An 11,278-nucleotide genomic window follows, 5' to 3' on the forward strand; every position below is an offset into this window, starting at 1 on the left:
CCTCGCCGATTCATAATCCCCCCGTGACCAACATAATAATGGGACATACAGGTGAAAGGGAGAATGATCGGTGAATCGAAAGAGGGGAACGGCGATAGCGGTTGTGGCGGGAGCAGGGGCGATTCTTCTGCTCGGACAAGCAGGGGGAGTGCGTGAGTTTATTCAAGAGGGCTGGTATTCAGGCGGGCAGCCGAAGGCTGAAGCTGTATGGGCTATGCAGCCTGAAGATGAACAGGGGCAAGCGGAAGCAGATCTGAAGCGGGAGATTGAGACTGAGGCGCAGAAATTAAATGAGCAGCCGATTGATGCCGTCGTCGACCGCGTCTGGAAAGCCATTCCGGGCTATAACGGACGTGAAGTGGATGTTGAGGCCACGTATCAAAGGACGATAGAGAAACGGAAGCTGGCAGAGCCGGGAAGTGCCGATGCATCGAAGATTTATTATGTCTACCGGGAAATCAAACCGCAGAAGTCGCTGGAGGATTTGGGGCCTCAGCCTATTTATAAGGGGAATCCGCATAAGAAAATGGCTGCCCTGATGATCAATGTTGCCTGGGGCAACGAGTACATAAAGCCGATGCTGGATACGCTGGAACAAGAAGGGGTTAAGGCTACTTTCTTCCTGGATGGAAGCTGGCTGAAGAAAAATCCCGAAATGGCCAAGGAAATTCAGGCCCGCGGACACGAAATCGAAAATCACGCTTATTCGCATCCGAACATGAGCCAGCTTAGCAAGGAACGGGCGACACTCGAGATCGTCAAAACTAAACAGCTGCTCAAGGACACGCTGGGAGTCAATAATACCTGGTTTGCCCCGCCTTCAGGCGATTTCAATCAACGTACGGTAGAGATTGCGGCAGCGCAGGGGCTGAAAACCGTCCTTTGGACGGTCGATACGGTCGATTGGAGAAATCCTGATCCAGGTTCAGTCGTTACCAAGATTTCCAGAAAAGCCGAAGCGGGATCACTCATCCTGATGCATCCGACCGCCTCCTCCAAAGCCTCGTTGAAAGGCATCATCCAGGCGCTGAAATCGAAAGGGCTTAAGCCGGGCACAGTGGCCGAAACCTTATCCCCTGACCGGCTTGATGATCCCGAAGGTTGAGTGCATCGCCTTTTTTTGGTACGATCAGTAAGACGCGCATCGGAAGGGGCTGTTTCGGAAGAGGCTGTTTCGAAAGCGGATGAACGAGAAGCCGGCCGCATGCAATCATAACCAATGGTTTTATTAATTTTGCCGCTGAAGACAGCAGGCAAGGAACTCTAGGAGGTCCTTTCGTGATCAAGACGCAGCTAAACAACGGCCTTAGAGTCGTGATGGAGAAAATTCCGACATTCCGCTCCGTCTCCTTCGGCATCTGGGTGAAGACGGGTTCCAGAAACGAAAAGATCGAGGAGAATGGAATTTCCCATTTTATCGAGCACATGCTCTTTAAAGGCACGGAACGCTTCAGCGCCAAGGAAATCGCAGAGCAGTTTGATGCGATCGGCGGGAACGTGAATGCCTTTACTTCCAAAGAATATACGTGTTATTACTTCAAAGTGCTGGATCAGCATTTGGAGATCGCCATGGACGTTCTTTCGGATATGTTTTTCCATTCCCAGTTTGATGAAGAAGAGCTGAAAAAAGAGAAAAATGTAATTCTCGAAGAAATCTCCATGTACGAAGATACACCTGACGATATGGTGCATGATCTTCTTGCTGAAGCGGCTTATGGCAGCCATTCTTTGGCTTTTCCGATTCTGGGTACAGAGGAACGTCTTCAGCCCATGGATTCCGCCAAGCTGCACCAGTATATGAAGGAGCATTATACGCTGGACAATACGGTCATCAGTATTGCCGGTAATTATAACGACGGGATTATCGAACTGCTGGAGAAATATTTCGGCGGCTTCAACATTTCCGGGGGCGCGCAGCAGCTGGTCGATCCCGATTTCATGGGCGATCTGCGCTTTTACAAGAAAAAGACCGAGCAGAACCATATTTGCTTGACCTTCCCGGGTCTCCCGAGCGGACATGACAACCAATATGCCATGCTGCTGCTGAACAACGCGCTTGGCGGCGGTATGAGCTCCAGGCTGTTCCAGGAAATCCGGGAGAAACGCGGACTCGCTTATTCGGTTTATTCATACCACAGCTCTTATGTGGACAGCGGTTTGTTTTCGATCTATGCCGGAACGGCTCCGAAACAAACCAAAGAGGTTTTGGAGCTAACGAAAGAGCTGCTGCTCGAGGTTCGTGACAAGGGTTTGACCGAAGACGAGCTGCACAAAGGCAAGGAACAGATGAAAGGCAGTCTGATCCTGGGATCGGAAGGGACAGGGAGCCGTATGAACCGGCTGGGCAAAAACGAATTGATGCTGGGCAAACACTACACCTTGGACGAGATCATCAGCCGCATTGAAGCGGTTAAAATGGAGGATGTCCAGGAGGTTATCGCCCGCATGTTCAAGCAGCCTTTTGCGCTTGCCATGGTTGGGTCTTCGGACAAAGTAATATCAGGATTAAGGAGAGATGAGCTTGTCGTATCTGGTACAAATTAATCGCCTTCCGGGCAATGAAGATATTGAACTTCCCCGTAAAATGTCTGAGCTGGCCTCGGGTTTTGACCTTTATGCCGCTGTAGCGGAAGATTTCGTGCTGCAACCGGGCGAACGCGGACTTGTGCCGACCGGCTTTGCGCTGGCGATGCCGGCCGGTTTGGAAGCCCAAATCCGTCCGAGAAGCGGACTGGCGCTTAAAGCGGGCATAACCTGCCTGAACACGCCGGGAACGATTGACGCCGATTATCGTGGAGAGATCAAAGTGCTGCTAATCAATCTCGGGCAGGAGCCGTTTACAATCAAACGCAGCGAGCGGATCGCGCAAATGGTGTTCCAGACCGTACCGGCTGTAGAGCTTCAGCAGGTGGACGTATTGTCTGAAACCGTACGCGGCAGCGGCGGGTTTGGCCACACTGGCCGAAATTGATTAGATTATTTTGGATTATTCATGTAAATGGATCGATGAAACCGTCTGTGCGGTCAACGAAACTGTTGACTGTCAGGCGGTTTTTTTGTTGTCCAAGGAAGTGAGCTTGTGATCCGGATCCTGGACCTCATCTTATCTTCACTCAGGGCGCTTCACCCCTGGACGTTTAGCTGCATAAGATACATCGATTAAGTTAGTCTGAAGGGAGTGACATCCTATAATGCTTACCGGACTGACGATTGTATTTCTGGGTGGCGATGCGCGCCAACTGGAAGTGATTGGTAAGTGCACCGAACAGGATGCTACCGTCAAGCTTGCGGGGTTCGATCAGCTGCAGCCGCTGCCTCAGGGAGTTACGGGGGGGAAGCTGACCGAAGATCTGATGTCGGAAGCGGATGTGCTCATTTTGCCCGTACTCAGCTGCAGTGACACCGGAGTCATAAGCACCTCATTCTCAGAAGAGAAGCCGGTGCTTAAAGAGGAGCTGATCGCTGCGCTTCCCAAGCATGCTTTGATCTATACAGGTGTGGCGAAGCCTTACCTGCTTAAGCTGTGCGAGAAGTACGGCATAAAGGTCATTCAGGTGCTGGACCGGGACGATGTTGCGATTTACAATTCCATTCCTACTGCTGAAGGCGCGCTGATGCTGGCGATACAAAATACCGATATCACCCTGCACGGTTCAACAAGTGTAGTGCTTGGCATGGGCAGGACAGGATTTACGATGGCAAGGACGCTGCAGGGAATCGGAGCCAGGGTGAAGATGGGCGTCAGAAGGAAGGATCATTTTGCTAGAGCGGAAGAGATGGGCTGGAACCCTTTTCTGACGCAGGATTTGGCCGATGAGGCGAGCGGCGCTGACTTGATTTTTAATACAATTCCGAATATGATTATCACAGCACAAGTCCTATCAAAATTATCGCCAAAGGTAGTCATTATCGATCTTGCTTCCGCCCCGGGCGGCACCGATTTTCGGTTTGCCGAGAAACGGGGCATCAAAGCGATTTTGGCGCCAGGTCTACCCGGAATTGTCGCTCCCCGAACGGCCGGAATTATTATGGCCAATTGTATTTGTCAGTCATTGGAAGAGGAGTTAACGACACGGGGGGATGAATGGTGAATTTTGAAGGCAAAACGGTAGGCTACGCGCTTACGGGTTCACATTGTACGCTTGAAGAGGTTATGGAGCAGGTTTCACGTTTTGTGCAGCTCGGGGCCAAGGTCATTCCGATCGCATCGCAGTCCGTAATGACCACGGATACGCGGTTTGGCACCACATTACATTGGCAAAAGCAGTTGAAAGAATTGACAGGGAATGATATCATTTCTTCAATTGTAGATGCCGAGCCGCTTGGACCTAAGAACATGCTCGATATTATTGTGATTGCCCCATGCACGGGGAATACCACAAGCAAGCTGGCCAATGCCATGACAGACAGTCCTGTTCTGATGGCAGCCAAAGGAATGCTGCGCAACCATAAACCGGTAGTAATTGCTATTTCCACTAATGACGGTCTTGGCTTGAATGCAGCTAATATTGCCAAGTTGCTGGCGGCCAAGAATTTTTATTTTGTGCCGTTTGGCCAGGATAATCCGACCGGCAAGCCGAATTCGCTTGTGGCCGACATGAATTTGATTCCGGAAGCTTGCTATGCGGCTTTGCAGGGCAAACAAATCCAGCCGATGCTTGTTCAGCGGGTTCAGGACTGATGAAGATTGCGGCAGCTCGGTGTAACTGCAAAATTCGAATACTATAAACATTAGATAGTTGAGGGGAGACGCACCAGATGAGCAAAACGAGATGGAATGTCGCTGTAGTAGGGGCGACGGGAGCCGTTGGAGAACAAATCATAAAACTACTAGAGAAACGGGATTTTCCGGTAGGAAAGCTTAAGCTGCTGTCCTCCGCCCGTTCAGCGGGAACTGTCGTAACCTTTAAGGGACAGGAAATTGTCGTTGAAGAAGCTCGTCCGGAAAGCTTTGAAGGCATCGACATTGCGCTGTTCAGCGCAGGCGGCGATGTTTCGAAAGAGCTGGCCCCTCATGCGGTTCGCCATGGCGCTGTATGTATTGACAACACAAACGCTTTTCGGATGGACGAAAATACCCCGCTGGTTGTTCCTGAAGTCAACGCTGAGAAGATTTGGGAACATAAGGGCATTATCGCCAACCCGAACTGTTCTACCATTCAAATGGTTGCGGCGCTTAAGCCGCTTTATGATAAGTTTGGTATTGACCGGATTATCGTATCGACCTATCAGGCCGTATCCGGCGCGGGAGCAAGGGCGATCGACGAGATGCATCGCCAAACACGTGAAATTCTCGAGAATGGCTCCACAACGCCTGACATTCTTCCGGTAGGTTCTCTGCCGGTGAAGCATCAGATTGCGTTTAATGCCATTCCTCAAATCGACAAGTTCCAGGATAACGGATATACCCTGGAAGAAATGAAAATGGTTCGCGAAACGAAAAAAATCTTCGGTGATGATTCGGTTCAAGTGACGGCAACCTGCGTACGTATTCCGGTCGTTTACGGACACTCCGAATCGGTATACGTGGAACTCAAGCAGGATTACGATCTTGAGGAAGTGAAGCAGCTGCTTTCGGCAACGCCGGGAGTCGTGCTGGTTGATGATCCTTCTCAGCAGGCTTACCCGCTGGCTTCTGAGGCTGCTGGTAAAAATGAAGTGTTCGTCGGCCGACTTCGTCGCGATTTGACGAACAGCCGTGGCCTTAATCTCTGGATCGTGTCGGATAATCTCCTTAAGGGAGCCGCTTGGAACGCCGTTCAAATCGCCGAACAATTTGTAGCCAAATCTTAATTTGGGATAAACAAGACCGGCCGAGCAATCGGCCGTTCTTTTCTTCATAACGGCAAAATAAAAATTTTTTATACATCACATTCATGAATCGCAAAATAGGTTTACTTCTGTTGGAGGTTGAGTTCCATGCGTGTTTTGGTGCAAAAGTTTGGCGGCACCTCTTTGGCTACATCGGAAGCGAGAGAATTTGTGCTTAAGCATATAGAAAGAGAATTGGCGGAAGGTTACCGCCTGGTTGTGGTCGTATCGGCGATGGGACGCAAGGGAGACCCCTATGCGACGGACACCCTGCTGGATTTGGCAGCTGCCAACGGCAATGCGCTCCCTCCAAGGGAAAAGGATTTATTGATGAGCTGCGGTGAAATCATATCGGCGGCAACCTTATGCAGCCTGCTTCAAGCGAAGGGGATCTCTTCGACCGTCTTAACCGGTGCGCAGGCCGGGTTCAGAACGGATGATCATTTTGGCAGCGCCCGTATTCTGGATGTCGTGCCGGACCGGATTTTCAAGGAATTTGAAGACAAAAGTGTAGTCATCGTGACCGGATTCCAGGGCGTAAGCGCAAATGGCGACTTCACCACGCTGGGCAGAGGGGGAAGCGACACTTCGGCTACGGCGCTCGGAGCGGCTTTGCGTGCTGAAATGGTCGATATTTATACAGACGTCAACGGTATTCTTACGGCTGATCCGCGTCTTGTCGAAGATGCCAAGCCCTTGACTTATGTCAGCTATGCTGAAATTTGCAATATGGCCCACCAGGGAGCGAAGGTCATTCATCCCCGGGCCGTTGAAATCGCGATGCAGGCCGGCGTTCCGGTTCGTGTCCGGTCTACGTTCAGTGACGAGAAGGGGACGCTTGTCGCCAATCCTGAGGGCTTTAAGGATGTCCAGGCGGGTGTAGTGGACCGTTTTGTGACGGGAATAGCCTATGTCGGCAATGTCACGCAGATCATGGTCGAATCCGGCGAAGGAAGTTACAAACTTCAATTGCAGGTGTTTAAAGCCATGGCAGAGAATGATATAAGTGTAGACTTTATTAATGTTACCCCAACCGGAGTTGTCTATACGGTCTTGGATTATGAGGCTGAGAGAGCAGCCGATAAGCTCAGGGAACTGGGGTTTACACCTAAGATCTTGAGCGGCTGCGCCAAGGTATCCGTCATAGGCGGCGGAATCAACGGAGTACCGGGGATTATGGCCAAAATTGTCGAAGCTCTTGCCGAGAAAGACATTCAGATCCTGCAGTCCGCCGACTCGAACACGACGATCTGGGTGCTGGTTCACAAGGAAGATATGGTGCAGGCCTTAAGGGCACTTCATAAAAAATTTGAGCTTCATATCTAAGCCGATTCATCGGCAGCTTGAAGGAAGTCAAATACAGATTAGGAGGACGAATTGTGGATTTCGGAAGATTAGTGACAGCGATGGTCACCCCATTTGATGAAGCTGGACAAATTGATTGGGATCAGACCGCAAAGCTTATAGATTATTTAGTGGAAAATCAGAAATCCGACACGCTTGTGATCAGCGGGACCACAGGCGAATCGCCAACACTGTCGACCGAGGAGAAGCTGCTTTTGTTCGACTTTGCGGTTAAACATGCTGCGGGCCGCTGTAAAATCATTGCCGGAACCGGCACCAATTCCACCGAGGCATCCATTAAGATGACGAAAGAAGCGGAGAAGCTTGGCGTGGACGGTGCGCTGCTGGTGGTGCCTTATTATAATAAACCGAATCAGGAAGGCATGTTCCGGCATTTTGAAGCCATTGCGACTTCGACGACGCTGCCGATTATGCTATATAACGTTCCAAGCAGAACGGTAGCCAGCTTAAGCACGCAAACAATTCTTCGTTTGGCTGAGATTCATAACATTGTAGCTGTAAAAGAGTGCGCTCCGCTTGAGCAGGTGGCCCAGATTGCTGCAGCTGCGCCTGCCGGCTTCAGAGTGTATTCCGGCGAAGACGCGGCAACGCTGCCGACGCTGGCTGTCGGAGCCCATGGAATCGTTAGTGTCGCGAGTCATATTGCGGGTACCGAGATGAGGGAAATGATCGAAGCTTATTTGAGCGGAGAGGTGCAAAAAGCGGCCAAACTCCATCAGAAGCTGCTTCCGTTATTTAAAGGCTTATTTGAAGCTCCGCATCCGGTTCCAAATCCGGTTGCTGTCAAATTTGCTTTGAATGAACGCGGGCTATCGGTCGGTTCTGTCAGACTGCCTCTTGTTCCTGCAACGGAAGAAGAACAGATTTTTATCCGCTCGCTGCTTGCCTAAATGAATTGCAGAACTTATCCAAATAAAGGTCATGCTGTTAAAAACCGATGCTCCCTTGGGGGCATCGGTTTTTCTGTATCGTGACAAGGTAAGCAGTAGTGGGAGAGAAGGCCGACTTGTGTTTTGACAAAATAATCATGTATAATGGGTTCAAGTGACTGGGTGCGGTATATTTTAGAAATTTAGTATAAGAACAAACTTCCACAGAAAATTCTACATGCGCATTGGGGCCGCCGGCAACGGAAGTTTATTCTTCAACTGCGTTTATGTTGTCTTTTAAGGGGAGTAGGTCCTTTTCTTATATCGTTAAACAAAATATGACGTCCAAATTTATAGGAGGGTTAGATCGTCTTGTCCAAAAAAAATAATAATGACAAACTAAGCATCTTCTCGCTCGGCGGCGTAGCCGAAATCGGGAAGAACATGTACGTAATTCAGTATGCCAATGACATCGTTGTCATTGATGCGGGCCTTAAATTCCCTGAAGAGGACATGCTCGGCATTGACATCGTCATTCCCGACATCTCTTATTTGACCGAGAATCGCGATAAAGTCAGAGGTATCGTACTGACGCACGGGCATGAAGACCATATCGGTGGTTTGCCTTACGTACTTAAAAATTTGAATGTTCCGGTTTATGGAACCAAATTGACACTCGGACTTGTTGAGAACAAATTGAAAGAAGCAAACCTGCTCGGTGAAACGAAACGGATCCTGATTGATGCTGATTCGGAAATTCAGCTGGGCAGCACCCTTAAAGCAACCTTCTTTGCTACAAACCATAGTATTCCGGATTCGGTTGGCGTATGTGTAGAGACTCCGGAAGGCAATGTAGTCCACACCGGTGACTTTAAATTTGATCATACTCCAGTAAACGGTCAGTTTGCGGACCTGCAGCGTATGGCTGAGATTGGCGCACGCGGCGTGCTCGCGTTGTTGTCTGATAGTACCAATGCTGAGAAGCCGGGCTTTACACCATCGGAGAAGAATGTCGGAGTTGTGCTGGATGATATTTTCAGCAAAGCTGCTCAGCGTGTAGTGGTTGCAACCTTTGCTTCCAACGTGCATCGCATTCAGCAGGTGATGGATGCCGCTTACAATACAGGTCGCAAGGTGACCATTATTGGACGCAGTATGGTAAACGTGGTTGGCATTGCTTCTGATCTGGGTTATCTTGAAATCCCGGACGGTTTGATTATTGAACCGGAAGAAGTGAACAAAATGGCTGCTGATCGTGTAGTGATTCTGTGCACGGGTTCTCAAGGCGAACCCATGTCAGCGCTGACAAGAATGGCTCGTTCTACGCATCGTAAAGTGGACATTCTGCCAGGTGACACCGTTATCATCGCAGCTACACCGGTTCCAGGCAACGAGAAATATGTAGGCCGCACGATTGACGAATTGTTCCGTCTTGGCGCAAATGTAATTTACAGCGGTTCCAATTCCGGCGTTCACGTATCCGGACACGGCAGTCAGGAAGAGCTCAAACTGATGCTGAACCTGATGAAACCGAAGTATTTCATTCCGATCCACGGTGAATACCGGATGCTTCGCAGACACGCTTTGCTTGGAGAGAGCGTTGGCGTCGAGCACGAGAACATCTTCCTGGTTGATATCGGCGACGTAGTCGAGATTCAAAACGGAGTGGCCCGCAAAGCAGGCAAAGTACAGTCAGGCAACGTTTTGATCGATGGATTGGGCGTTGGCGATGTAGGTAACATCGTTTTGCGCGACCGCAAGCTGCTGAGTCAGGACGGCATTCTGGTTGTAGTCGTAACACTAAGCAAACAGGATGGCAAAATCGTTTCCGGACCGGATATCATTTCCCGAGGTTTCGTTTATGTTCGTGAATCCGAAGGTTTGCTGGATGAAGCAAACCGGATCGTGAGCAGTACGCTTGAGAAGCTGATGAGCGAGAAAGTCAACGAATGGGCTTCACTGAAGACCAATGTCAAAGACGCGCTTGGACGTTTCCTTTACGAACAAACCCGCCGCAGACCGATGATTCTTCCAATCATTATGGAAGTCAATTAATGTTCGGCTGCCGGAGTTATCACAGACCTCATTCTGCATAACCAGGCACACGAGCCTCTTCTCTATCCTGAAGCATTGGACGGCTTCTTGGGGAGAAGGGGCTTTTTTGCATGCCAGAAGAAATTTGTCGGCATACTAATCGGCGTAACGAAGCCGAAAGGAATGAGGACATGAGCGAACAATTTTTCATGAAAGATACAGAGAATGAAACGCCCGAACCAGCTCCTTCTCCTGTGCCTGCAGCACCTGAAGGGACAGGTTCGCCTGTTGTGGAAGCGATTCAGCAGTTGGGACAAACGACAGTGCCCGCTGCGGAAGGCTCCAATATATACTGCTTGACGATCATTGGACAAATTGAAGGTCATATTATGCTGCCGCCGCAAAATAAAACCACCAAATACGAGCATCTGATTCCCCAATTGGTAGCGGCGGAACAAAATCCGAAGATTGAGGGCATTTTAGTGATGCTCAACACAGTGGGCGGGGATGTTGAAGCCGGATTAGCCATTGCCGAGATGATTTCGTCGCTGACGAAACCAACCGTGACTGTAGTTATTGGCGGAGGCCACAGCATAGGTGTGCCGATAGCTGTTTCCTCCGATTATTCGCTGATTGCGGAAAGCGCTACGATGACTATTCATCCGATTCGGATGACCGGTCTGGTCATCGGGGTGCCGCAAACCTTTGAATACATTGAGAAGATGCAGGAAAGGGTGGTCAAGTTTGTCACCAGCCACTCCGCTATAACGGAGAAGAAATTCAAGGAATTGATGTTCAAAACCGGCGAACTGAACCGGGATATCGGAACGGCCGTAGGAGGCTCGGATGCCGTGAAATACGGACTGATCGACGCCCTGGGCGGGATCGGAGACGCGATGCTGAAGCTGAACAGCTTGATTCAAGCCAAAAAGACACTTTCAGCTCAAGGAGGGCTGACACAATGAGTATTTATACGATTGTGCCGGAAGAAGCGCTGTGGGAAGGGTATGATTCGCAGGAGAACTACGCGGAGCTGGAGCTCGGAGGTGTTCTCATGCAGGTGCGCTTGGAAGCGGATCATAGAGCTACCATTGTCCGTTTGCTTCGCTGCGGTTTGGAGGATTATTTGAATCCGGCCTATGCGCCAGGCCAAGAGATCGCCTTTATGCCGGTGATCATGAAAAAGCCATAACGGCGCG

Annotated in this window: 11 protein-coding genes; all 11 read left to right on the forward strand. The window is 50.1% G+C overall.

The window, feature by feature from the left end:
- Positions 1-70: 70 nt before the first annotated feature.
- The 11 genes from CBE73_RS00750 (at position 71) to CBE73_RS00800 (ending at position 11,271) form a co-directional block, all read left to right on the forward strand.
- Positions 71-1,105, forward strand: a complete 1,035-nt coding sequence (locus CBE73_RS00750) for a polysaccharide deacetylase family protein (RefSeq protein ID WP_229752667.1) — start codon at positions 71-73, stop codon at positions 1,103-1,105.
- Positions 1,106-1,278: 173 nt separating this feature from the next.
- Complete coding sequence (locus tag CBE73_RS00755; protein WP_094092566.1) at positions 1,279-2,544, forward strand: M16 family metallopeptidase; 1,266 nt, start codon at positions 1,279-1,281, stop codon at positions 2,542-2,544.
- A complete protein-coding gene (gene dut, locus CBE73_RS00760) occupies positions 2,516-2,971 on the forward strand; it encodes a dUTP diphosphatase (RefSeq protein WP_094092567.1) in 456 nt (151 codons plus the stop codon). The genes CBE73_RS00755 and dut overlap by 29 nt, the downstream gene beginning before the upstream one ends.
- Positions 2,972-3,191: 220 nt before the next feature.
- Complete coding sequence (dpsA, locus tag CBE73_RS00765; protein ID WP_094092568.1) at positions 3,192-4,091, forward strand: dipicolinate synthase subunit DpsA; 900 nt, start codon at positions 3,192-3,194, stop codon at positions 4,089-4,091.
- Positions 4,088-4,681: a dipicolinate synthase subunit B gene (locus CBE73_RS00770; protein WP_094096048.1), complete on the forward strand. Its 594-nt coding sequence runs from the start codon at positions 4,088-4,090 to the stop codon at positions 4,679-4,681. The genes dpsA and CBE73_RS00770 overlap by 4 nt, the downstream gene beginning before the upstream one ends.
- 77 nt (positions 4,682-4,758) lie before the next feature.
- Positions 4,759-5,793 carry an aspartate-semialdehyde dehydrogenase gene (locus CBE73_RS00775; RefSeq protein ID WP_094092569.1) on the forward strand — a complete coding sequence of 345 codons (1,035 nt, stop codon included), beginning with the start codon at positions 4,759-4,761 and terminating at the stop codon, positions 5,791-5,793.
- A gap of 126 nt (positions 5,794-5,919) precedes the next feature.
- Positions 5,920-7,137, forward strand: a complete 1,218-nt coding sequence (dapG, locus tag CBE73_RS00780; protein WP_094092570.1) for an aspartate kinase — start codon at positions 5,920-5,922, stop codon at positions 7,135-7,137.
- A 50-nt stretch (positions 7,138-7,187) separates the two neighbouring features.
- On the forward strand, positions 7,188-8,066 hold the full coding sequence (gene dapA, locus CBE73_RS00785) for a 4-hydroxy-tetrahydrodipicolinate synthase (RefSeq protein WP_268237163.1): 879 nt from the start codon (positions 7,188-7,190) through the stop codon (positions 8,064-8,066).
- 351 nt (positions 8,067-8,417) lie between these two features.
- Complete coding sequence (locus tag CBE73_RS00790; RefSeq protein ID WP_094092572.1) at positions 8,418-10,100, forward strand: ribonuclease J; 1,683 nt, start codon at positions 8,418-8,420, stop codon at positions 10,098-10,100.
- Between the two features lie 188 nt (positions 10,101-10,288).
- Positions 10,289-11,044, forward strand: coding sequence for a ClpP family protease (locus CBE73_RS00795; RefSeq protein ID WP_094096049.1), 756 nt, complete (start codon positions 10,289-10,291; stop codon positions 11,042-11,044).
- A complete protein-coding gene (locus CBE73_RS00800) occupies positions 11,041-11,271 on the forward strand; it encodes a YlzJ-like family protein (RefSeq protein WP_094092573.1) in 231 nt (76 codons plus the stop codon). Before CBE73_RS00795 ends, CBE73_RS00800 begins: the two co-directional genes overlap by 4 nt.
- The last annotated feature ends 7 nt before the right edge of the window (positions 11,272-11,278 follow it).

It is taken from the genome of Paenibacillus physcomitrellae (assembly GCF_002240225.1).
Taxonomy (GTDB): domain Bacteria; phylum Bacillota; class Bacilli; order Paenibacillales; family Paenibacillaceae; genus Fontibacillus; species Fontibacillus physcomitrellae.

Bases quoted from the DNA above. Each gene is read 5' to 3' on its own strand.
- dut (WP_094092567.1), top strand. From the start codon at position 2,516: ATGAGCTTGTCGTATCTGGTACAAATTAATCGCCTTCCGGGCAATGAA.
- dpsA (WP_094092568.1), top strand. From the start codon at position 3,192: ATGCTTACCGGACTGACGATTGTATTTCTGGGTGGCGATGCGCGCCAA.
- CBE73_RS00775 (WP_094092569.1), top strand. From the start codon at position 4,759: ATGAGCAAAACGAGATGGAATGTCGCTGTAGTAGGGGCGACGGGAGCC.
- dapG (WP_094092570.1), top strand. From the start codon at position 5,920: ATGCGTGTTTTGGTGCAAAAGTTTGGCGGCACCTCTTTGGCTACATCG.
- CBE73_RS00795 (WP_094096049.1), top strand. From the start codon at position 10,289: ATGAAAGATACAGAGAATGAAACGCCCGAACCAGCTCCTTCTCCTGTG.
- CBE73_RS00800 (WP_094092573.1), top strand. From the start codon at position 11,041: ATGAGTATTTATACGATTGTGCCGGAAGAAGCGCTGTGGGAAGGGTAT.